The sequence below is a fragment of the Flavobacterium sp. UBA5153 genome (genome assembly GCA_002413745.1).
In the GTDB taxonomy this organism is placed as follows: Bacteria; Bacteroidota; Bacteroidia; order Flavobacteriales; family Flavobacteriaceae; genus Flavobacterium.
Genome location: DHXP01000073.1, coordinates 151,906 through 173,529, shown reverse-complemented (window position 1 = coordinate 173,529; position 21,624 = coordinate 151,906). Strand labels below are relative to the sequence as shown.

The following is a 21,624-nucleotide window of genomic DNA, read 5'->3' as shown; positions in this document are numbered from 1 at the left end:
TTATTGTAATATAAATAAATTAAATTTTAATTTTCTTTTAATTTATTAATGAAAAAAAACATTATCGTCAAATTAATTACTAAAAAACCAAAAATATGAACTTAGAGCGAATTCGATTTCAAAGTTACAAAGACAAAGTAATTTCTGCGCAACAAGCCGCCAATTTTTTAAAAGATAAAATGGTAGTTGGCACAAGCGGATTTACAAAAGCAGGGGACAGCAAAGCCGTACTTCCTGCTTTTGCGAAAAAAGCAGAATTCGAAAATATCGCCATTACGCTGATTACCGGCGCTTCTTTAGGACACAATACCGATGCCGATTTGGCGAAAAACAATGCCTTATACCGAAGAATGCCTTTTCAGGCTGATAGTTCGCTCAGACAAAAAATTAACGAAGGTGACGTGCTTTTTATAGACCAACACCTCAGTGAAACTGCCGAATTATTAGAAAACAAGCATCTTCCAAAACTCGATTTTGCCATTCTTGAAGCCACCTATATTGATGAAAATGGGAATATTATCCCAACAACTTCTGTGGGAAACTCGGCTACTTTTGCACATTTAGCAGATAATATTATCATTGAAATAAATACTTCTATACCATTAAATTTCAAAGGTATACATGATATTTTTATTCATGAAAAATATCCAAATCGGGATGTCATCAACATTAAATCTTCCGAAGACAGAATCGGAGTCGATTATATCACTATTGATCCTGACAAAGTTGCCGGAATTGTGTTTACAGAACTTCCCGACAGTGCTGCTTTGGTAAGCGAGCCAGATGCAAAAACTACAGCAATCGCAAATCATTTGTTAGCGTTTTTTGAAAATGAAATTGAAGTTAGCAGATTGACAAAATCATTAATGCCATTACAGGTTGGCATCGGAAAAGTGGCTAATGCGGTGATGTCAGGATTTTCCAGAGGAAATTTTGAAAATTTGGTCATGTATTCGGAAGTATTACAAGACAGTACCTTTGAATTATTTGATTCCGGAAAAATGGATTTTGCTTCGGCATCGTCAATTACAGTTTCAGAAGCCTGTTACAAACACGTTTTAGACAATTTCGATCAATATAAAGACAAGATGGTTCTTCGTCCGCAAAATATCAGCAATTCAGCGGAAGTAATCCGGAGATTAGGAGTTATATCAATTAATACCGCAATTGAATTTGACATTTATGGCAATGTAAATTCAACGCATATTTCAGGCACCAAAATGATGAACGGCATCGGGGGTTCTGGGGATTTTGCCAGAAACAGTTATTTGAGCATTTTTGTTACGCAGTCCGCTTCCAAGGAATTCAATTCCATATCGCATGTTGTGCCAATGGTTCCCCATGTGGACCATACCGAACATGATGTCGATATTTTGGTGACGGAACAAGGTTTGGCCGATTTGAGAGGCCTTGCGCCAAGAGAACGCGTAAAAGTAATCATCGAAAATTGTGCCCATCCGGAATATAAAGAGGAACTCATCGATTATTATGATCGTGCCTGTTTACGTGGCGGGCAAACTCCTCATCTTTTGGAAGAAGCCTTTACTTTTTACACCCGATTATCAAAAACGGGAAGCATGAAACAAAAAAAATCGGTAGAAATCGCTTCATAATTTTTATTAATCCTTTATCCATAATTTAAATGTTTAAGGGATTTTTTTAATTTATAATTGACCAATCGATTCCGGTTTTTCCTTTCGATTTCAAATACTCATTCGTCTGGCTAAAATGTTTGTTCCCAAACCATTTTCCTTGATTGGCGCTCATAGGCGAAGGATGTCCGCATTCTAAAACCAGATGTTTATTTCTGTCAATTTTGGAACCTTTTTTCTTGGCAAAACTTCCCCAAAGCAAAAACACTATATTTTCTTTTTCATCCGAAATTTTCTGGATAACAGCATCGGTAAAAGTTGCCCATTTCAAATGTTTATGACTGTTTGGATTGTCCATTCGAACCGAAAGAGAAGCATTCAAAAGTAAAACGCCTTGTTTTGCCCAATGTTCCAAGTTGCCGGAAGTAGGCAGGAAAACAGTTCCCAAATCATCATTCAATTCCCTAAAAATATTGCGCAACGAAGGTGGAATCTTGACAGCATCGTTTACCGAAAAACACAAACCATTCGCTTCATGAATCCCGTGGTACGGATCTTGTCCAATAATGACCACTTTCAAATGGTCAAACGAACAATGATCGAAAGCGGCGAAAATCAATTCCTTTGGAGGAAAACAAGTGTGATTCTTGTATTCTTCATCGACAGCTTTCATCAAGTCCTTAAAATAAGGTTTCTGGATTTCATCTGATAAAATAGTTTGCCAAGAAGGATTGAGTTTGGGTTGCATATAATTTAATTTGCCGTAAAGTTCGCAAAGTTTTCCTCCGCTGTCGCAAGCGTCACGCTTGTGCCCACTATTTAGGGTACGAGTTTGGAAACTCGCACTAGCGTCTGTGTTACCTAATGCTTGCGCCAGCAGGGGGAAAACAAGTATGATTTTTGTATTCTTCATCGACAGCCTTCATCAAATCCTGGAAATAAGGTTTCTGGATTTCGTCATCTAAAATAGTTTGCCAAGAAGGATTGAGTTTGAGTTGCATACAATTTAATTTGCAGTAAAGTTCGTGAAGTTTTCGCAAAATGCAATGGTTAATGTTTACACTTTAGCATTAAGCGAAGCGGACAATCCTGACGGCTATTGGACTATTTGCATTCTCTCTAAAAACTTTATGATAACTCCATAGTGTTAACGGCAGGTACTTTGGTTCCGTTCAACACGAGTTTCATTGTTCGTACTGCGCACGCAACGAAACTCTAGCTGTTAGGCACAGTGTTTCTTTCGATGTTAATTTTTTTAAATTTGACTATTTGCTCCTAAAATTGAAAAATCTACTCCGTCATCTAGGTTAAAATGAAAATTAATTTGACAGCAATCTTTTTCAAAAACCTTTTGAGATTTTCTTTTACTATCTAAAATCCATTCACGCCCTTCCCAATAAGTTGAGATTGCTTTATCATCTTCATTCGTCCATTTTGATTTTCCATTTCTGTCATTTCCATATTCAGCTGAAAAAGAATTCACTAATTCTTTAACTTTATTTATAGTTATTGATTGATTTTTGTTTTCGAGAATTAAATTGAATGAAGTTTCGTTTGTAAGTTCTTTTGTGTTTTCAAAACTTCTGAAAATTGCAATATCAAATAGTTTAAATTTTTCTGAAATTTCAATTGAATAGTCTGTAAAACCATTCAGTTTTTGCGTTTCAACTAATTTTGATAAAAGACTATCTGTTATTTCAATTTCTAAAATTTGAAGTGCTTTTTTTTTCGGTTTTGATGTGAAAAATCCCATTTATTTTTATTTTAAGTTAATTGTTTTTTTTTGGCAACATTGTGCCTAACGTTCCGCTGCTTTGAGATGGTGGGGATTTCGTAACCTTTCAATTTTCGGCTTTGCAGAAAACATAATGCGAAACGCTAATTCCACTAAATCACACACTAGCTCAAAACGGCTGTGTGTGCCCTGCATGAGCAGGACACACGCTGTAGGCTTTGATAAAAATCCGAAATTACAAATTTTGGATTAGAAAACAAATCTTACAGCGTGTTATTTTTCCAGAGGGTGCAAGTCCCTTGTGGGCGGATTGAAAACCCGAACCACTAGTACGTCGCAAGGTTGTTGGCTGTGAAGCCAGAACTGAAGGAAGCGAAACGACAAAATCCGGTACTGACGAACAGAAAGTGCATACGAGGCATTTAAAAGGGGATAAGCGTCCACAGCAACGTAACGTCCGAAGATTACCAAACCTTTTAGATGTAGATGCTCCAGTGATTGGATGAAGGAAAAAGTTCTTACCAGGGGAGGTCTTTGCAACCACGAGTTGGTTAGGCAAAGAAGTCAGCAGAAGTCATAGTACTTGGGGCAACGAGTTGCGAATAGATACCGCATAGGACTCACAAACAAGGAAGGACCGAACGCAAAATGGTTCTTAATTTTCAACGGAATGGCGCAAGTTATAGCTCTGAAAAACAAGAACAGGTTAACCGATTAAAACAACAAAATGATTGAGAGAGTAGTACATCCTTACAATCTGCAAAAAGCAGTAGAGCAAGTGATTTCCAACAAAGGAAGCGCAGGAGTCGATGGTATAAAAACCACTCAACTCAAGATGTTATTCCCCCAAAAGAAAGCACAATTGCTCGAAGCCATCAGACAAGGCAACTACTTGCCACAAGCCATTTTAGGCGTAGAGATTCCCAAAGGCAACGGCAAAACCCGACTTTTGGGCGTTCCCACCACCACCGACCGAGTGTTGCAACAAGCCGTATCACAAGTAATTGCACCACTATTTGAACCCGAATTCAGTAGCAATAGTTTTGGATTTAGACCCAACAAAAACGCCCGACAAGCCGTTGGGCAATCGAGGGAATACATCCATCAGGGACTGAACCACATCGTGGACATCGACCTCAAGAACTTCTTTGACGAAGTAGATCATTGTTTATTGCTGAATTTAGTCTATCGAAAAGTGAAATGCCAAACCACAATGCGCTTGATACGAAACTGGTTGCGAGTGCCGATACGAATCAACGGAAAATTACAAAAACGAACAAAAGGCGTTCCGCAAGGAAGCCCATTGAGTCCGTTATTGTCTAATATTCTACTCAATGAGTTGGACAAAGAAATGACAAGGCGGAAACTGAAATTCGTTCGCTATGCCGATGATTTTAGCATCTACTGCAAAAGCCAAAATCAGGCGAAAGCCACAGCACAGGTAATTGCAAAATTCTTGAAAACGAAGCTCCAACTCACCATCAACACCGAGAAAAGCGGGATTAGACGTCCTGTAAACTTCACTTTGTTGGGATTTGGGTTTGTGCCAACGTATCAAAAAGGGAGCAAAAACCAATACCAGTTGGTAGTGGCAGAAAAGGCGTGGAAGAAACTCAAAGAACGGCTCAAAAGCATCAGCCGAAAAACCGCACCAGTCAAGCTAGAAGAACGGATTGCCAAGATAAAAGAAGTGCAACGAGGATGGTTAAACTATTTTCGGGGAACGAGCATTATGGGCAAATTACGTGATTTAGACGGCTGGCTACGAAATCGCCTGCGCTATTGCATTTGGCACGACTGGAAGAAACCCGAACGAAAAAGGAAAAACCTGATTCGATTAGGCGTTGACCAAGACCACGCCTATGCTTGGAGCAGGACGAGGAAAGGCGGTTGGGCAATTGCACAGAGTCCAATTTTGAATACCACCATTACTTTGAAACGCTTGAAACAGCGAGGCTATCAATCATTAACCGATGTTTACATCGAACTCAACCCATCACTTTGCGAACCGCCGAATACGTGACCCGTACGTTCGGTGGTGTGAGAGGCGCACTCCGTCAGTTTCTGGCGGAGCCGTCTACTCGATTACCTGATGTTTTTAATTACTTCTCTTTATGTTTGTTTTAGGTGTTTCTTTTGTCTGTTTACTATTTTTTATTAAAACACTTTGTGGTTGTTGAATAGTTGTAACTGGTTTAACTATTGGTTTGGTATTTTCAGTTTTTTTTGCCATAGTAATAATTGAAATTAAAAATATTATTGAAAATAAAATTGTGCAAATTATACTTATAAAAATTCCTTTTTTTGATTTTGCTATGTCTTCAGTTCTTGTTTTGTTGATTAAAAAATTATGACTTGCACAATCAGAAAACTGTTCGTTTAAGTATTCTAAAAAGAAACTTTCAGCGTCCGCAATTTTTGTTTGTTCCTTTATTAATTCCCTTTCATACTTATAAATTGAGTTCATTTCATTCAATTCTTTATAACTATGATTTTTGAAAAAATTACCAAATGATTTCAAAAGATAAAATATTGAATAAAGAATACTTAACGCACAAATTATAGATAAAACTTCCAAATATATTTTTAAAGAATTTTCAATTTGTTGGCTGTAAAAATAAAACTGAACTGAAATAATCCCTGTAATAATTAAAATCGGTATATTTATGATGTTGTTTAATTCATTTTTACGGTCGATTTCTCTAAAATAAAATTCTTTATAAATTTCTAAATTTTTCATTTGACTATTTTACCATTTATCATCTTTTTTTGTTGTTTTTCCAGTCAAATAATTATAAAAATTCAATGATAAATTATTCATTGTTTCTTCTAAACTCGGAACAGCGTCAGTATAAGCACTCCTTACTTCTCCTGTTTTTTTATAAAATGTTTTGTAATCATACAATACTTTTTGTCCGCCTTCAATAAAAAATTGTCCAATTATATACTCAAACTTGTATTTACCATCTTTGAATGAAATTTCTACAGAATATGCCATATTATAATTCTGTTTCATTCCAAGTGATTTATACCACCAAGCATTTTCAGCAAAAGCATCTATTCTAATTTTTTCGTTTTCTATTTTTGCTTTAAGAACTTTTTCAGGGTTTTTATAAGTTTCTTGTACCCAATTCAATGCTTTTTCATATAAATCTGTTGCTTTTAAACTATCTGTATTTACAATTATTGGTTCAACACCATTTGGTGTTAATTTTAGTTTAGGAAAATCTTGAGAATAAGAAATTGCGCATAAAAGAATTGCAATTGTAAGTAATAATTTGTTTTTCATAATTTTAATTTTTGTTTTAGTTTTTGTTTCTGTTTCTGTTGCTCGAAAATATCAGGTAACTCGTAGATTAATCTGATAAAATCATTCCAATCCTCCCTTATTTGGGCGGCTTTGTATGATAATCCTACATACATTATTTTTTATCAAATATATAGATAAATTATTACGAATCAGCGAAAGGACTTTTAATTTTAGGGTGCTGAAAGACTGAAAATACGTTGCGTATTGGGTAAAAAACAGCGCATATCGGCTAAAAGAAGGATTGAGTTTGGGTTGCATCCTTATTAAAATTTAGCTAATTCTTCTTTTATGACCAATTCTAATTTTGGTAAATAATCCTCACATATTTCAAAAACAATCTCATAATCCAACATTTCATAATGATGAGAAATAAAATCCCGAAATCGAATGATTTTGTTCCACTCAATTTCCGGATAATTGGTCTGCAATAAATTGTTTTTTCTTGAAGTGTTTTTTAAGTTTTCACCGATGGCTTGAAGCCTAGTAACAATGGAGTCGAGTAGCGTTTTCCCATAATCGGTTGAAGTAAAATCAATAGGATTATGAATTTCAGAAAATCTTTTATTACAAATGTTGATATGATCTAAAATAGTTTCCAGCGAATATTTATAAACAGCATCATACATAAATCAAGTCGTTTTTGATGTTATTAAGAAATCGCTCCGATAAATGAGGTCCTTTTCTAACAATTTCAATTTTGGAATTTAATTTATTTTCTAAATAGGAATACAAACCCATCAACAAGCTATAAGATGGCTCTTTGAATTCGACAATGAAATCAACATCGCTATCCGGATTTTCCATTCCTTTTGCATAAGAACCAAACAAAGCAATGGTAATAACACCGTAATTATCTTTAAGGAATTGCTTTTCCGTTTGTAAAGTATCGATTATTTCATCCTTTTTCATTTAACAAATATAAAAATTAATTGTTTTAGATTAATACAACTTAACAAGTTTGTAACTTTGTATAAAATTTCTACCTATTTAAATGATCTCCATTACAGAAAAAACACTTCAAGATTTACAATTTCCAACCGTTCTCGAAACCATTTCGGCAATTTGCAATACCGATATTGGTAAGCAAAAAGCCTTGGAAATCACGCCTTTCAACGAGAAAGAAACCTTGATGAAGGCTTTGATGCAAACCACCGAATATGTTTCCTCTTTCCAAAATAATAATGCTATTCCCAATCACGGATTTGATGCCATTACCTACGAAATCAAGTTCTTGGCTATAGAAGACAGTTTTCTTGAAGTGGGAAGTTTTAGAAAAATTGCCACCATATCAGAAACCACGAATTTCCTGCTGAATTATTTCAAAAAATTCGATGATTATTATCCCAATCTAAATGTAAAAGCTTCCGAAGTGCAATTAACCAAGGAAATAAGCAGCCTTGTAGATGTTGTGGTCGATAAATATGGGGAAATAAAAGACAATGCTTCTCCCGAATTATCAAATATTCGTCGAGAAATGAATCTCGTTCGTGGCAAAGTCAACCAGAGTTTTGGAGTGGCATTAACGCAATATAATGCACTTGGCTATTTAGACGACATTAAAGAAAGTTTTGTTCAAAATCGTAGAGTTTTGGCGGTTTCGGCTATGTATCGTCGCAAAGTCAAAGGTTCTATTTTGGGCAGTTCCAAAACGGGAAGTATCGCTTATATTGAACCCGAAACTACCTTGAAATATTCGCGTGAATTGAGTAATTTAGAATATGAGGAAAAAGAAGAAATCACCCGAATTCTGAAACAATTATCCAACCAGATTCGTCCTTTTTTACCGTTGCTTATTCAATATCAGGAATTCTTGAGCGATATTGACGTGATTGCAGCCAAAGCCAAATACGCCAACAGAATCAACGGGATTTTACCGGCAATTACTGAAAATAGAAGGTTGTATTTTCGGGATGCCTTCCACCCCATTTTGTATTTGAATAACAAACAGAAGAACGAGGTTACGCATCCTCAAACTATTGAGTTAAATCAGGAAAAAAGAATCATCGTGATTTCAGGACCCAATGCAGGAGGAAAAACAATCTCACTAAAAACTGTGGGATTGCTCCAATTAATGCTGCAATCCGGAATGTTAATTCCCGTTCACGAACGCAGCGAAACCTTTTTGTTTGATAGAATATTAACGGATATTGGAGATAACCAATCTATTGAAAACCATCTGAGTACCTACAGTTACCGACTCAAGAATATGAACTACTTCTTGAAGAAATGCAACAAGAAAACGATGTTCCTGATTGATGAATTTGGTACCGGTTCTGATCCGGAATTGGGTGGTGCTTTGGCAGAAATTTTCTTGGAAGAGTTCTATCATCGGGAAGCTTTCGGCATAATTACGACCCATTATTCGAACCTGAAAATTCTTGCCAACGAATTGCCTTTTGCCATAAATGCTAATATGTTGTTTGACGAAAAAACCTTGGAACCAATGTATAAATTGGTTTTAGGCCAAGCAGGAAGTTCTTTCACATTTGAAGTGGCACTGAAAAATGGAATTCCGTTTAGTTTAATCAATCGGGCGAAAAAGAAAATTGAAGTGGGAAAAGTGCGTTTTGACAAAACCATCGCCACCTTGCAAAAAGAGCGTTCGAAGATGGAAAAAACATCGCAAACGCTGAAAGAAGAAGAAACAAAAGCGCGTGAGGAAGGCAAAAAAATGGAAACTATCAACGTGAAAATCAAGCAAAAACTGGAAAGCTACCAAGAATTGTATGACAGTAACCAGAAAACGATTTACATTGGACAAAAAATTGAAGATATTGCCGAGAAATATTTCAATAATAAAAACAAGAAAGATCTTATTGGCGAGTTTTTGAAGATTATCGAAATCGAAAATTCAAAACGCAAAAAAGCAACTCCCAAAGAAATTAAGGCAATTGTCGAAAAGAAAAAGGAAGTTATTAAAGAGATTGAGGTTAAGGTTGAAGAAATTAGGGTTGCCAAAAAGGAAAAGAAACTCAAACCCGTTATCGAAAAACCAAAAGCTATTTTGAAAGTGGGAGATCGAGTACGAATGATTGACGGAAAAGCCGTGGGAAGTATTGATAACATTGAGAAAAATAAGGCAACCGTAAATTACGGAATATTCACTTCAAAAGTGAGTTTGGATGTTTTGGAATTAGTTGAAGCGGTTAAAAAGTAATCATTAATTGGCTATCAAATATCGCAAAAAAAGTCAGCCACGAATTTACTACGTCTGTTCGACCTTTGGTCTCGGGTCACGAATTTGCACTAATTTCTTTAAAATTATAAAAAAATAATTCGTGAAAATTTGTGTAATTCGTGGCAAAAAAATCACATACGATTTGTGATAGAAAAATATATAATTGAAAAATGCAAAACTTACCTAAGAACAAAAAAATAATCCTCTTTGACGGCGTTTGTAATTTATGCGATTCAGCTGTTCATTTTGTTATCAAACACGATACGAAAGACGTCTTTCGATTTGTCGCATTGCAATCTGATTTAGGGCAACAAATTTTGAAACACATTGGTATCAACCCAATGAACATTGACAGTATCATTCTTTACCAACCGGGAATTGCTTATTATTACAAATCACAAGCTGCATTGGAAATTGCAAAAAGTCTAGGTGGATTTTTACATTTTGGAACAATTTTCAGGATTATACCCGCGGGAATTAGAAACCATCTTTATGATTACATTGCCAAAAATCGTTATAAATGGTATGGCAAAAAAGAAAGTTGTATGATTCCAACAAAAGAATCTGAATCCAGATTTCTATAAGGTTAAATATAAAACCCGACAGGTTTTTAAAACCTGTCGGGTTTGTAATTTTGTTAAAAAATTAAAAAAATATTATTTTTTAACCTCGAATCAACTTTCTGTATTTCAATCGTTTTGGAGTTAAATCACCACCCAAGCGTTTCTTTTTGTTTTCCTCATAATCAGAGAATCCGCCTTCAAAATAATACACTTCGGAGTTGCCTTCGAAAGCTAGAATATGGGTACAAATTCTGTCCAAGAACCATCTATCGTGCGAAATAACAACGGCACAACCGGCAAAATTCTCCAAACCTTCTTCCAAAGCACGAAGCGTGTTGATATCTAAATCATTTGTTGGCTCATCCAGTAAAAGCACGTTTCCTTCTTCTTTCAAAGTCATCGCCAAGTGCAAACGATTTCTTTCTCCACCCGAAAGCATTGAAACTTTCTTGTTTTGATCGCTACCACCAAAGTTGAATCGGCTTAAATAAGCACGAGAATTTACTTGGCGTCCGCCCATCATAATTAATTCCTGACCATCGGCAAAGTTATCCCAAATCGATTTATTCGGATCAATATTCGAATGCGCTTGATCCACATAAGCGATTTTTACGGTGTCACCAATGATAAATTCGCCACTATCTGGTTTTTCTTCTCCCATAATCATTTTGAAAATGGTTGATTTACCGGCACCATTTGGACCAATAATCCCAACAATTCCAGCTTGTGGCAACTTAAAATTCAAGTTGTCATATAATAATTTATCTCCAAATGCTTTCGACACGTTTTTAGCTTCAATTACATTAGTTCCCAACCTTGGTCCATTTGGAATATAGATTTCCAGCTTTTCATCCAATTGTTTTTGGTCTTCGTTCAAGAGTTTGTCATAGTTCTGCAAACGGGCTTTTTGTTTCGTTTGGCGTCCTTTCGCGCCTTGGCGAACCCAGTCCAACTCACGCTCCAGTGTTTTTCTGTGTTTTGAGGCCACTTTTTCTTCATGGGCCATACGTCCCGTTTTTTGTTCCAGCCAAGAAGAATAATTTCCTTTCCAAGGAATTCCTTCTCCTCTATCGAGTTCTAGAATCCAACCTGCCACGTTATCCAAAAAGTATCTATCGTGCGTTACCGCAATTACAGTTCCTGCATATTGTGCCAAGTGTTGTTCTAACCAAAGTACGCTTTCGGCATCCAAGTGATTCGTTGGCTCATCCAAAAGCAAAACATCCGGTTGTTGCAACAACAAGCGGCATAAAGCCACACGACGACGCTCTCCTCCAGATAAATTTCTGATTGGTGTGTCTGGTTCCGGTGTGCGCAACGCATCCATCGCAATCTCCAATTTGGTGTCGATTTCCCAAGCACCAAGCGCGTCTATTTTGTCCTGCAAGTCGGCTTGACGATCCATTAATTGTTGCATTTTATCGGCGTCTTCATAGACTTCCGGCAAACCAAAACTATCATTGATTTTGTTGAATTCGTCCAAAACCGCCATTGTCTCTGCAACACCCTCTTTTACGATTTCGATCACCGTTTTTGTGTCGTCCAATTGTGGATCTTGTTCCAGATAACCCACGGTATAACCCGGCGCAAAAACCACATCGCCTTGGTAGTTTTTATCCACTCCAGCTATAATCTTCAATAAGGTGGATTTCCCTGAACCGTTTAGACCCAAAATACCAATTTTTGCTCCATAAAAGAAACTTAAATAAATATCTTTTAGAACTTGCTTATTACTGCTTGAATAGGTTTTACTCAATTTAGACATTGAGAATATTACCTTTTTATCGTCTGCCATTTTTTTTAGTTTAAAATTTAAAATTACTTCGTCAATTCGCCTTTCAGGCTCGGGTCAATGTTTAATATAATTTCTAAAGCCTTCCTTTTAATGAACTAAATACCCAGGCATTAGCCAAAAAACCTACTCCAACAGCTACAAATCCCCAACCTGCCACATCATCGTATCTGAAAGCACCTAATCCTATCAATAACAATCCCATTACTAGCATTATTAAAGTAGCCCATCCTAAAACGGTATTTTTATTCATTCCCATAATTCTATTATTATATATTATATTTTTTGGAGGTGTAAATATCGTGAATTTTAGCGGCTAATTAAAAATTTTATAAAGCATTTCTCTTAACAAATCCGATTGTGACAAGGCATTAGCGCCAACTCCCTTACTTTTTACGTCAACATCTCTTAAAGCGGCAACAATCTGGCTCACTTTCCTCATTGGGTAATTGCGCAAAGCGACGTCGTATTCTTTTAAGAAAAATGGGTTTACCCCCAATGCTGCCGCAACATTTTTGGGATTTCTGTCTTTCAATCCGTGATACTTTAATAATTGGACAAAAAATCCAAAAACCAAGCTTGTGGTCATTACAATTGGATTGTCTTTTGGATTTTGCGCAAAATTATCGGCGATGGTGTAGGCTTTGAGTTGGTTGCGTTCTCCAATGGCTTTTCGCAATTCAAACACATTAAAGTCTTTGCTGAATCCAATATTTTCCTCGATATGCTTGGGAGTAATCGTGCTGCCTTTCGGCAAAATAATTTGCAATTTTTCTAATTCGTTATTGATTTTACTCAAATTAGTTCCCAAAAATTCCACCAACATTGCATTGGCTTTGGGTTCAATCGAATAACTTTTTCCTGATAAAACGCGCTTGATCCACTCGCCCACTTGATTTTCATACAATTTCTTGCTTTCGTAAACCACGCCAACTTTGTCCAACATTTTGGTCATTTTCTTGCGCTTGTCCAATGTTTTGTATTTATAACAAAAAACCAAAACCGTTGATGGCATTGGGTTTTCGACATAACTTTCGAGTTTGTCAATGGTTCGTGACAAATCCTGTGCTTCCTTTACAATCACGACTTGGCGTTCGGCCATCATTGGATAACGTTTGGCTGTCGAAACAATATCTTCTATCGAAACATCACGTCCATACAAAACAGTTTGATTGAAGCCTTTTTCGTCTTCGGTCAACACATTTTGCTCAATATAATCGGATAATTTGTCAATATAATACGATTCCTCCCCCATCAAAAAGTAGATGGGTTTGATATTGCCGCTCTTGATATTGTTTACTATTTTTATTACTTCGTCCATTATTTTTGTTTCAGGTTTAAGGTTTCAAGTTTCAAGTTGCGCAACCTGAAACTTGAAACCTTAAACTAAATTAACTATTTTTGCAAGATGCAGCAACTGAATTTTCCTTCTTATTCTTTCCGTTTCAAAAATAGCGAAAATAAAGTATCTATTTTTGATGAAATCAGGAAAAAATTTATCATTCTCACTCCCGAAGAATGGGTTCGCCAACACGTTGTCCGTTTTTTATTGGAAGAAAAAAAATACCCGAAATCATTGATAAACGTAGAAAAAGTTCTAAATGTCAATGGATTACGGAAAAGATATGATGTTGTTGTTTTCAATCCTGATGGCTCCATCTTTCTATTAATCGAATGCAAAGCTCCCGAAATTAAAACGGCTCAAGCCACTTTTGACCAAATTGCCCGTTACAATATGACTTTGAAAGCCGAATATTTGATGGTAACCAATGGTCATAATCATTACTTTTGCCTTATGGATTTTGAAAACGAAAAATACGAGTTTTTGGCAGCATTGCCGGATTTCAAATCTAAAAATGAAATAATCTAAATGAAAATAGCTGTTGTTATACTCAATTGGAATGGAACAAAATTGTTGGAACAGTTTTTACCCTCCATTGTCCAATTTTCCCCTGAAGCCACAATTTATGTCGCAGATAATGCTTCAACAGACGATTCTATTGCATTTGTAAAAGCCAATTTCCCGACGGTACAAATCATCAGGAACGAAAGTAATTTTGGCTTTGCCAGAGGATATAATGAAGCTTTAAAGCATATTGATGCCGAAATTTATGCCTTGGTCAATTCGGATATTGAGGTGACCGAAAATTGGCTACAATCTATCATTGAAACTTTCGAAAACGAACCTCAAACGGCCATTATTCAACCTAAAATATTGGATTATAAGCGCAAGGAATACTTTGAATATGCCGGTGCTGCCGGAGGATTTATTGATAAATACGGTTACCCTTATTGTCGTGGTCGCATTTTTGAAACTTTGGAAAAAGATAAGGGGCAATACGATGACAATTGTGAAATATTTTGGGCTTCGGGTGCCTGCTTTTTCATTCGAAGTTCGGTTTACAATGAATTAGAAGGTTTCGATGCCGATTTTTTTGCGCATCAAGAGGAAATAGATTTGTGTTGGCGAGCGCTCAATAAAGGATATAAAGTAAAATACAATTCACAATCAGTTGTTTATCACGTGGGTGGAGCCACTTTGCAACTGGGAAATCCTAAAAAAACCTTTTTGAATTTCAGAAATTCGTTGTTGATGTTATTGAAAAACCTACCAAAAAAACAATTGTTTCCCGTGATTTTCACTCGTCTAATTTTAGATGGAATTGCCGGAATACAATTTCTTTTGCAGGGAAAATCCAAACATTTATTGGCAATAGTAAAAGCACATTTTTCATTTTATGCTCTTTTTTCTGTTCATTATAAAAAAAGAGCCAAATTTCAATCCGAAAAATACTATAATAAGAGAAGTATCGTTTATTCCTATTATATAAATGGCGGCACAGTTTTTGTTAAAAAAAATTAACAAAAAATTATATATAATATTTAATCATTAAAACCTAAATTTGTCACTAATACTTAACTCTAAATTTATGAAAAAAATTGTAATTGCCTTATCCGTCTTAGCTCTTTTGACTTCCTGTGTTTCAAAAAAGAAATACACTGATCTTGAAGCCAGAAATAAAGAAACTCAAGATTTACTGAATACTTGTACTGTAAAATTGAATTCTTGTCTGGAAGACAAAGCGGGTCTTACGGCAACTGTTGCTGGTTTAAAAGAACACAACCAAACTTTAATCAACAGCTCAAAAGATATGACAATATTGACCACGAAAGGGGCTGATAATGTTGAAAAAGCTTTGGAGTCAATTAAAGAGAAAGATTTGAAAATAAGCAGAATGCAAGATGCCCTTACCAAAAAAGACAGTGTGACACTTGCTGTTGTAACAAGTTTAAAAGCTTCGGTTGGAATTTCTGATCCAGATATCGAAATAAATGTTGAAAAAGGAGTGGTTTTTATACAAATCGCCGACAAATTATTATTTAAAAGTGGTAGCTACGATGTAACAGATAAAGCAAAATCAGTTTTGGCAAAAGTGGCCAAAGTGGTTAACGATAAGCCTGATTTTGAATGTATGGTTGAAGGTAATACGGATAATGTTCCTTATATCAGCAACGGAGTTTTACTTGATAACTGGGATTTAAGCGTAAAACGTTCTACTTCTATCATCCGTGTGTTAGCTAATGATTTGAAAGTAAATCCAGCGCAACTTATTGCTGCAGGTAGAAGTTCATATGTTCCATTAGTTGGAAATGATACTGCTGAAAACAGAGCAAGAAACAGAAGAACACGTATTGTGGTATTGCCAAAAATCGATCAGTTCTACGAAATGGTTGAAAAAGAAATGAAAAAACAACAACAGTAAATATTTCTTTTATTATTTTATAATCAAGAAAAAAGCAGGTCAATTGACCTGCTTTTTATGTTTCCTAATTCGTTTATTAATAACCAATTAAATATATAAATTAAGAACAACATTCGGTATATATTGTCATATCAGAAGTGAAATCTTCTTAAGAAATTATGTAAATGTATAAATTATTCCCTACATAACAACATTACGGTAACAATTATTTCACACTGAATTGTTGGATTTTATAAAATATCCAAACTCCCCTTCCCTTCTCTCACTACAATTGGTTCATCTCCTGATAAATCAATAATGGTTGAACCGATATTGTCACCATAACCGCCATCAACAACAACGTCAACTAAGTTTTGCCATTTCTCGAAAATGAGTTCTGGATCTGTGGTGTATTCAATTACGTCATCCTCATCGTGAATGGAAGTGGAAACAATTGGGTTGCCTAATTGACGGACAATTTCCAATGCAATCGAATTATCCGGAATACGGATTCCGACAGTAGTTTTCTTCTTGAATTCCTTGGGCAAGTTATTATTTCCGGGCAAAATGAAAGTATATGGACCCGGCAAAGCTCTTTTTAGCAATTTAAAAGTAGCCGTATCCACCTGCTTCACATAATCCGAAAGATTGCTTAAATCGTGGCAAATAAACGAAAAATTAGCTTTCTCCAACTTCACTCCTTTTATTTTGGCAATGCGTTCCAGAGCCTTAGTATTGGTAATATCGCAACCCAATCCGTAAACCGTATCCGTTGGATAAATAACCAAACCACCTTCTTTTAAAACCTTTACGACTTTGGCTATAGCCGCTTCGTTGGGTTTATCCGGGTATATTTTTATGAATTGTGCCATTTTTTTTAGTTTAAGGTTAAAATATTTAAAGTTTAAAGTTCTTCTTACCAACAACTTTAAACCTTAAACTTGAAACAAATTTTTTATCCAATCACATCCAATTTCGCAAATCGCAACAACAATTTCTTGATTCCTCCCACTTCAAATTTGATTTCCGCTTTTTTGTCGGCACCCGTGCCTTCAAGGTTTAAGACTTCTCCTTTACCAAAACGTTCGTGCATCACGATATTTCCTGCGACCAATTTATTGTCAAATAAATTGGCACTTCCCGAAGAAGAATTATTGGAAACTGGTTTCAATTTACGAATATTTACCGAAGAAACCGGCTCATTATCTGTAATATATTTGGGTGGAGTTCCTGTAACAGGTTTTGCCAAACGCAATCTGGATTTATCAATATCACCAAAAATATCGCTGTCAATCATCGGTTTGTAGCGATAATTGGTTTCTTCAGCGGTGAGATATTCCAGGTATTGTCCGTCGATTTCTTCAATAAAACGGGAAGGTTCACTATCGGTCAGTTTTCCCCAACGGTAACGCGATTGCGCATACGTCAAATACGCCTGATGTTCAGCCCTTGTCAATGCCACATAAAACAACCGGCGTTCTTCCTCGAGCTCGCTTCGGGTGCTCATACTCATCGCGCTAGGAAACAAATCTTCTTCCATTCCCACGACAAAAACATACGGAAATTCGAGTCCTTTAGCCAAATGAATTGTCATTAACGCAACACGATCTTCGTCACTGGTATCTTTGTCCAAATCAGTTGCCAATGCCACATCTTCCATAAACTCGGATAAGGCACCACGGGCTCCGTCAATTTCTTTTTGACCTTCGGTAAAATCCTTGATTCCGTTTAATAATTCCTCGATATTTTGGATTTTTGCCATTCCTTCCGGCGTGGCGTCTTTCTTTAATTCTTGTACTAATCCTGTTTTCTTGGCCACGTGATCCGTGATATAAAAGGCGTCCTGATTTTCATTTATCACCTGAAAACTCTGAATCATCGTAACAAAATCTTGTAGTTTTTGCTTGGTTCCCGAATTCAGTTTTAAGTCAATTTTATCAATATTCTGCATTACTTCGAATATGGAACGCTTGTAATGATTGGCGGCGACAGTCAATTTTTCGACTGTTGTGTCTCCAATTCCACGCGCCGGATAATTGATAACCCGAATCAAAGCTTCTTCATCTTTTGGATTGATGACCAATCGCAAATAGCACAAAACATCCTTGATTTCTTTTCTTTGGTAAAAGGATAAACCACCGTAAATTCGATACGGAATATCTCGTTTCCGGAGCGCATCTTCCATAGCACGGGACTGCGCATTGGTGCGATACAAAATGGCAAATTGACCATTGAGCATCTGATTTTGCATCTTTTGTTCGAAAATAGTGCTGGCCACAAAACGCCCTTCTTCGGCATCAGTCATACTGCGATGCACTTTTATCTTGGCACCATCACTATTGGCAGTCCAAACAATTTTGTCAAGTTTGGTTTTGTTTTTGTCTATAATCGAATTCGCCGCTTCCACAATATTTTTTGTCGAACGGTAATTCTGTTCTAATCGAAAGGTTTTCACGCCTTCATAATCCTTCTGGAAATTCAGGATATTATTGATGTTGGCGCCACGAAACGCATAAATACTTTGAGCATCATCGCCCACGACGCATATATTCTGGAATTTATCCGATAAAGCTCGAACAATCAAATATTGTGAATGATTGGTATCTTGGTACTCATCGACCAAAATATATCGAAAACGGTTTTGATATTTGGCCAAAACTTCTGGGAAACGAGTCAGCAGTTCATTGGTTTTCAATAATAAATCATCAAAATCCATTGCGCCAGCCTTGAAACATCTGTCCACATAATTTTGGTAAATTTCGCCCAATCGAGGCTTTTTGCTCATCGCATCGGCTTCCTGCAATTCGGGATTGTTGAAATAGGCTTTTACGGTTATCAAACTATTTTTGTAACTTGAAATCCGACTTAAAACTTGTTTGGGTTTATAAACGTCTCGATCCAATTGCATTTCCTTGATGACTGCCGAAATCAACCGAACAGAATCTTGAGTATCGTAAATCGTGAAATTTGAAGGATAACCCAATTTATCCGCTTCGGAACGCAGAATTCGTGCAAAAACCGAGTGAAAAGTCCCCATCCAAAGATTTTTGGCTTCATTGGAACCCACAATATCGGAGATACGTTTTTTCATTTCGCGCGCCGCTTTATTGGTAAAAGTAAGTGCCAAAATGCTAAAAGCATCAACTCCCAAACTCATCAAATAGGCAATACGAATCGTCAATACACGCGTTTTTCCTGAACCGGCACCGGCAATAATAATCATTGGCCCATCTTTTTGCAATACGGGTTCACGTTGGGCTTCGTTAAGTTGGTCAATGTATTTACGCATAAAATTTTTCTGTTGAATGCAAAAATAAGGATTTAAGAATTAAGAATTGAGTTTAGTAAACAGTTTTCAGTCGCAGTTTTCAGCAAGCAACCGCACACTGCAACTGAATACTGGGACTTTAAAAGTAGATTTAAAACTATTTATAAAACACGTCGTAAGCAAACCGGATCAAGGTGCCAACAACGACGACCAAAAAGAAAATCCGAATAAACTTATTCCCTTTGTTGATGGCTAATTTTGCGCCAAGCCAGCCACCAAATGCATTGCAACAAGCCATTGGAATTGCGATTGCCCATAAGATTTTGCCTTTCAACATAAACAGGCAAATTGAACCAAAATTGGTCGCCAGATTGACCATTTTTGCATTGGCGGAAGCGTGCAAAAAATCAAATCCCATCAAGGCAATGAAAGCCAAAACTAAAAAACTTCCTGTGCCGGGACCAATGAATCCATCGTAAAAACCAACCACAAAACTGATTAGGACGGCATAAAGAACTTGGGTTCTGGCAGAATGCGTTTTTACAATATGCTGCCCAAAATTTTTCTGGGCATAAGTGTAAATCACCAAAAACGACAGAACAACCAACAATAAAGGTTTCATAAAATCATTGCTCACATAAGTCAACAAAGTCGATCCCAAAAATGCCGATGGAAATGCTAAAAGCATCATAATAATGAGTAGTTTCCAGTTCATATCCACTTTTTTAAGATATTGATAGGCAGCAAAGGAAGTTCCGCTGAAAGCGGGTACTTTTAATGTGCCAATGACTGTGGAAACGGGAAAATTGGGCAGCATAATCAATCCAACCGGGGTTTGTATCAATCCGCCGCCACCCACGATGGCATCTATAAATCCAGCGGCAAAAGCGGCTAAACAAAGTATAACAATGATGTAGGTTTCCATTTTTATTAAAATTTTACCAAATGTAATATATAAGTTTATTTGTTTATTCGTTAATTTGTCTTTGGTTAATAAAAAATAAAAATCACCAATGGATTCAACACGAATAATAGAATTAGTAAGTTACACTTTGCCAACATTAATAATGGCATTTGTGGCTTATAGTTTCTTTGAATTGTACACAAAAAATGAGACTGAAAAAAGAAAATATTTATTGCAAAAAGACACAAAACCTGACACTTTAGCACTGCGTTTACAAGCTTATGAGCGAATGACTTTGTTTTTGGAGCGCATTAATCCATCTCAATTATTGGTTCGAATTACGCCTATTTCAGAAGATAAAAAAGACTACCAAAACTTTGTAATTGCACAAATCGAACAAGAATATGAGCACAATTTAGCACAACAAATTTATATTTCAGACGAATGTTGGTCAACAATCACAACTGCCAAAAATGCTACAATACAAATGATACTTTTGGCCACAAAAAATGAAAAAATAAATGATGCCAATCAATTGCGGGAAGTAATTTTAAGAGATTTATTGGAAAAACCATCTCCAAGTAGCGCCGCATTGGCATTTATCAAAAATGAAGTGGCACAATTGTGGTAATTATAGTTTATTGTCGCTCATAATATCACTCTTGTTTTGAGCATATTCATATCCTTCTTTCCACCACTTTTTCATATTTATTGTATTGAAAATAAGTGAATTGTCAGTTAGTTTTGTTTGGGTATAATATAAATTAAGTTTTATATTCCTATTTTTTGCGATTAGTTTGCCTAATGCAATATTTTGTTTTTCGACTTGATCCAATGTAATTCTAAACAAATCTATCAGCAATGAAAAAGGATTTTTGCCAGTTGAAATTTTGCTAACTGCAATTTCTGTTTCCAAAATAATAACGTCAATTTCTGTAGCTCCACGATTAATTGCTTCCTTAATTGGAACCAAACTCGAAAAACCTCCATCACCATATTCATTTCCATTTTTGGTAGCCAAACTCATAAAAGGAACATAATTACTTGAAATCCAGATCCAATCGCAAAATTCATCATACGTACAATCATTTATTGATTTATATTCTGCTTCATTGTTTGAGATATTTGTAACGGTAACCACAACATCGATTTTCGTAGCTTTCAAAAGGTTGAATTCAGAAATAGAAAAATTGGATTTGATATATTTTTGTAAATTTTTGCTTTCCCCAAAAGTTCTTTTTTTTCTTAAAAACTGCCAAATAACACTGAAATGGTTAACCGTAACTACGTCTATTCCTTTCTTGTTCTTGACAATAAAGGGGTTGATATCGAATATTTTATCCATATGAACCCTCGTAAAAACACCATAGATTTTATCAATTTTTCCCAAAGCCAAATGAGAGATGAGTAAGCTTCCTGATGATGTCCCTATGAATAAATCGTATTCATTTTTTTCTTTTTCCAAAAGATACTGAGCCACGCCACCGGCAAACGCGCCTTTGCTCCCTCCTCCCGAAATCACTAATGCTCTCATAGAAT

The 21,624-nt window shown here is 36.0% G+C and carries 22 protein-coding genes; 8 read left to right on the top strand and 14 right to left on the bottom strand.

Annotation, left to right across the window (positions count from 1 at the left end; translation table 11 throughout):
• Positions 1 to 95: 95 nt before the first annotated feature.
• The gene (locus B2145_RS15190; RefSeq protein WP_291104082.1) at positions 96 to 1,613 is read left to right on the top strand and encodes a succinate CoA transferase; all 1,518 of its coding nucleotides are present in this window, start codon (positions 96 to 98) and stop codon (positions 1,611 to 1,613) included.
• Between the two features lie 46 nt (positions 1,614 to 1,659).
• Here B2145_RS15190 and ung read toward each other — a convergent pair whose 3' ends face one another.
• From ung to B2145_RS15175, 3 genes are all read right to left on the bottom strand, one after another.
• Entirely contained in the window at positions 1,660 to 2,340 is a 681-nt protein-coding gene (gene ung / locus B2145_RS15185) for a uracil-DNA glycosylase (RefSeq protein ID WP_291104080.1), read from the bottom strand.
• Positions 2,341 to 2,449: 109 nt separating this feature from the next.
• Positions 2,450 to 2,593: a hypothetical protein gene (locus B2145_RS15180; protein WP_291104077.1), complete on the bottom strand. Its 144-nt coding sequence runs from the start codon at positions 2,591 to 2,593 to the stop codon at positions 2,450 to 2,452.
• Between the two features lie 254 nt (positions 2,594 to 2,847).
• Positions 2,848 to 3,345, bottom strand: coding sequence for a hypothetical protein (locus B2145_RS15175; protein WP_291104074.1), 498 nt, complete (start codon positions 3,343 to 3,345; stop codon positions 2,848 to 2,850).
• 709 nt (positions 3,346 to 4,054) lie between these two features.
• On the opposite strand from B2145_RS15175, the gene ltrA reads away from it, so the two are divergent.
• The gene (ltrA, locus tag B2145_RS15170; RefSeq protein WP_291104072.1) at positions 4,055 to 5,350 is read left to right on the top strand and encodes a group II intron reverse transcriptase/maturase; all 1,296 of its coding nucleotides are present in this window, start codon (positions 4,055 to 4,057) and stop codon (positions 5,348 to 5,350) included.
• Positions 5,351 to 5,425: 75 nt separating this feature from the next.
• On the opposite strand, the gene B2145_RS15165 is transcribed toward ltrA, so the two are convergent.
• The 4 genes from B2145_RS15165 to B2145_RS15150 form a co-directional block, all read right to left on the bottom strand.
• Entirely contained in the window at positions 5,426 to 6,067 is a 642-nt protein-coding gene (locus B2145_RS15165) for a hypothetical protein (protein ID WP_291104070.1), read from the bottom strand.
• A 9-nt stretch (positions 6,068 to 6,076) separates the two neighbouring features.
• A complete protein-coding gene (locus tag B2145_RS15160; RefSeq protein ID WP_291104067.1) occupies positions 6,077 to 6,616 on the bottom strand; it encodes a DUF4468 domain-containing protein in 540 nt (179 codons plus the stop codon).
• Positions 6,617 to 6,900: 284 nt separating this feature from the next.
• A complete protein-coding gene (locus B2145_RS15155) occupies positions 6,901 to 7,263 on the bottom strand; it encodes a DUF86 domain-containing protein (protein WP_291104064.1) in 363 nt (120 codons plus the stop codon).
• Positions 7,256 to 7,546 carry a nucleotidyltransferase family protein gene (locus B2145_RS15150; protein ID WP_291104061.1) on the bottom strand — a complete coding sequence of 97 codons (291 nt, stop codon included), beginning with the start codon at positions 7,544 to 7,546 and terminating at the stop codon, positions 7,256 to 7,258. The genes B2145_RS15155 and B2145_RS15150 overlap by 8 nt, the downstream gene beginning before the upstream one ends.
• Before the next feature lie 82 nt (positions 7,547 to 7,628).
• Between B2145_RS15150 and B2145_RS15145 the strand changes: the two genes are divergently transcribed.
• Both B2145_RS15145 and B2145_RS15140 read left to right on the top strand, forming a co-directional pair.
• Positions 7,629 to 9,794: an endonuclease MutS2 gene (locus B2145_RS15145; RefSeq protein WP_291104058.1), complete on the top strand. Its 2,166-nt coding sequence runs from the start codon at positions 7,629 to 7,631 to the stop codon at positions 9,792 to 9,794.
• Positions 9,795 to 9,985: 191 nt separating this feature from the next.
• Positions 9,986 to 10,399, top strand: a complete 414-nt coding sequence (locus B2145_RS15140; RefSeq protein WP_291104055.1) for a thiol-disulfide oxidoreductase DCC family protein — start codon at positions 9,986 to 9,988, stop codon at positions 10,397 to 10,399.
• Positions 10,400 to 10,478: 79 nt separating this feature from the next.
• Here B2145_RS15140 and ettA read toward each other — a convergent pair whose 3' ends face one another.
• The 3 genes from ettA to holA all read right to left on the bottom strand — a co-directional run bounded on the left by ettA (position 10,479) and on the right by holA (position 13,491).
• Positions 10,479 to 12,173: an energy-dependent translational throttle protein EttA gene (gene ettA, locus B2145_RS15135; RefSeq protein WP_291104050.1), complete on the bottom strand. Its 1,695-nt coding sequence runs from the start codon at positions 12,171 to 12,173 to the stop codon at positions 10,479 to 10,481.
• Between the two features lie 73 nt (positions 12,174 to 12,246).
• The gene (locus tag B2145_RS15130; RefSeq protein WP_291104047.1) at positions 12,247 to 12,429 is read right to left on the bottom strand and encodes a CAL67264 family membrane protein; all 183 of its coding nucleotides are present in this window, start codon (positions 12,427 to 12,429) and stop codon (positions 12,247 to 12,249) included.
• Between the two features lie 57 nt (positions 12,430 to 12,486).
• Entirely contained in the window at positions 12,487 to 13,491 is a 1,005-nt protein-coding gene (holA, locus tag B2145_RS15125; RefSeq protein ID WP_291104044.1) for a DNA polymerase III subunit delta, read from the bottom strand.
• Positions 13,492 to 13,578: 87 nt separating this feature from the next.
• Between holA and B2145_RS15120 the strand changes: the two genes are divergently transcribed.
• From B2145_RS15120 to B2145_RS15110, 3 genes are all read left to right on the top strand, one after another.
• Positions 13,579 to 14,040 (top strand): type I restriction enzyme HsdR N-terminal domain-containing protein, encoded by a 462-nt coding sequence (locus B2145_RS15120; RefSeq protein ID WP_291104040.1) that lies wholly within the window; start codon positions 13,579 to 13,581, stop codon positions 14,038 to 14,040.
• Complete coding sequence (locus B2145_RS15115) at positions 14,041 to 15,033, top strand: glycosyltransferase family 2 protein (protein WP_291104036.1); 993 nt, start codon at positions 14,041 to 14,043, stop codon at positions 15,031 to 15,033.
• A gap of 67 nt (positions 15,034 to 15,100) precedes the next feature.
• Positions 15,101 to 15,934 (top strand): OmpA/MotB family protein, encoded by an 834-nt coding sequence (locus B2145_RS15110; RefSeq protein ID WP_291104033.1) that lies wholly within the window; start codon positions 15,101 to 15,103, stop codon positions 15,932 to 15,934.
• A gap of 230 nt (positions 15,935 to 16,164) precedes the next feature.
• Here B2145_RS15110 and B2145_RS15105 read toward each other — a convergent pair whose 3' ends face one another.
• The 3 genes from B2145_RS15105 to B2145_RS15095 all read right to left on the bottom strand — a co-directional run bounded on the left by B2145_RS15105 (position 16,165) and on the right by B2145_RS15095 (position 20,106).
• A complete protein-coding gene (locus B2145_RS15105; protein ID WP_291104031.1) occupies positions 16,165 to 16,785 on the bottom strand; it encodes an L-threonylcarbamoyladenylate synthase in 621 nt (206 codons plus the stop codon).
• Positions 16,786 to 16,868: 83 nt separating this feature from the next.
• Entirely contained in the window at positions 16,869 to 19,202 is a 2,334-nt protein-coding gene (locus B2145_RS15100; RefSeq protein WP_291104028.1) for an ATP-dependent helicase, read from the bottom strand.
• A 136-nt stretch (positions 19,203 to 19,338) separates the two neighbouring features.
• A complete protein-coding gene (locus B2145_RS15095) occupies positions 19,339 to 20,106 on the bottom strand; it encodes a sulfite exporter TauE/SafE family protein (protein ID WP_291104024.1) in 768 nt (255 codons plus the stop codon).
• Positions 20,107 to 20,194: 88 nt separating this feature from the next.
• On the opposite strand from B2145_RS15095, the gene B2145_RS15090 reads away from it, so the two are divergent.
• Positions 20,195 to 20,716 carry a hypothetical protein gene (locus tag B2145_RS15090; RefSeq protein WP_291104021.1) on the top strand — a complete coding sequence of 174 codons (522 nt, stop codon included), beginning with the start codon at positions 20,195 to 20,197 and terminating at the stop codon, positions 20,714 to 20,716.
• Here the strand turns inward: B2145_RS15090 and B2145_RS15085 are convergent, their stop codons facing one another.
• On the bottom strand, positions 20,717 to 21,619 hold the full coding sequence (locus B2145_RS15085; RefSeq protein ID WP_291104018.1) for a patatin-like phospholipase family protein: 903 nt from the start codon (positions 21,617 to 21,619) through the stop codon (positions 20,717 to 20,719). It abuts the gene before it with no gap.
• Positions 21,620 to 21,624: the final 5 nt, after the last annotated feature.

Excerpts from the sequence above, each read along its gene's own strand:
- B2145_RS15100 (WP_291104028.1), bottom strand. The coding sequence starts at position 19,202 with ATGCGTAAATACATTGACCAACTTAACGAAGCCCAACGTGAACCCGTA.
- B2145_RS15110 (WP_291104033.1), top strand. The coding sequence starts at position 15,101 with ATGAAAAAAATTGTAATTGCCTTATCCGTCTTAGCTCTTTTGACTTCC.
- B2145_RS15140 (WP_291104055.1), top strand. The coding sequence starts at position 9,986 with ATGCAAAACTTACCTAAGAACAAAAAAATAATCCTCTTTGACGGCGTT.
- B2145_RS15180 (WP_291104077.1), bottom strand. The coding sequence starts at position 2,593 with ATGCAACTCAAACTCAATCCTTCTTGGCAAACTATTTTAGATGACGAA.
- B2145_RS15160 (WP_291104067.1), bottom strand. The coding sequence starts at position 6,616 with ATGAAAAACAAATTATTACTTACAATTGCAATTCTTTTATGCGCAATT.
- B2145_RS15150 (WP_291104061.1), bottom strand. The coding sequence starts at position 7,546 with ATGAAAAAGGATGAAATAATCGATACTTTACAAACGGAAAAGCAATTC.
- B2145_RS15090 (WP_291104021.1), top strand. The coding sequence starts at position 20,195 with ATGGATTCAACACGAATAATAGAATTAGTAAGTTACACTTTGCCAACA.
- B2145_RS15085 (WP_291104018.1), bottom strand. The coding sequence starts at position 21,619 with ATGAGAGCATTAGTGATTTCGGGAGGAGGGAGCAAAGGCGCGTTTGCC.
- B2145_RS15115 (WP_291104036.1), top strand. The coding sequence starts at position 14,041 with ATGAAAATAGCTGTTGTTATACTCAATTGGAATGGAACAAAATTGTTG.
- ung (WP_291104080.1), bottom strand. The coding sequence starts at position 2,340 with ATGCAACCCAAACTCAATCCTTCTTGGCAAACTATTTTATCAGATGAA.
- B2145_RS15120 (WP_291104040.1), top strand. The coding sequence starts at position 13,579 with ATGCAGCAACTGAATTTTCCTTCTTATTCTTTCCGTTTCAAAAATAGC.
- B2145_RS15105 (WP_291104031.1), bottom strand. The coding sequence starts at position 16,785 with ATGGCACAATTCATAAAAATATACCCGGATAAACCCAACGAAGCGGCT.
- holA (WP_291104044.1), bottom strand. The coding sequence starts at position 13,491 with ATGGACGAAGTAATAAAAATAGTAAACAATATCAAGAGCGGCAATATC.
- B2145_RS15145 (WP_291104058.1), top strand. The coding sequence starts at position 7,629 with ATGATCTCCATTACAGAAAAAACACTTCAAGATTTACAATTTCCAACC.
- ettA (WP_291104050.1), bottom strand. The coding sequence starts at position 12,173 with ATGGCAGACGATAAAAAGGTAATATTCTCAATGTCTAAATTGAGTAAA.
- ltrA (WP_291104072.1), top strand. The coding sequence starts at position 4,055 with ATGATTGAGAGAGTAGTACATCCTTACAATCTGCAAAAAGCAGTAGAG.
- B2145_RS15130 (WP_291104047.1), bottom strand. The coding sequence starts at position 12,429 with ATGGGAATGAATAAAAATACCGTTTTAGGATGGGCTACTTTAATAATG.
- B2145_RS15165 (WP_291104070.1), bottom strand. The coding sequence starts at position 6,067 with ATGAAAAATTTAGAAATTTATAAAGAATTTTATTTTAGAGAAATCGAC.
- B2145_RS15155 (WP_291104064.1), bottom strand. The coding sequence starts at position 7,263 with ATGTATGATGCTGTTTATAAATATTCGCTGGAAACTATTTTAGATCAT.
- B2145_RS15190 (WP_291104082.1), top strand. The coding sequence starts at position 96 with ATGAACTTAGAGCGAATTCGATTTCAAAGTTACAAAGACAAAGTAATT.
- B2145_RS15095 (WP_291104024.1), bottom strand. The coding sequence starts at position 20,106 with ATGGAAACCTACATCATTGTTATACTTTGTTTAGCCGCTTTTGCCGCT.
- B2145_RS15175 (WP_291104074.1), bottom strand. The coding sequence starts at position 3,345 with ATGGGATTTTTCACATCAAAACCGAAAAAAAAAGCACTTCAAATTTTA.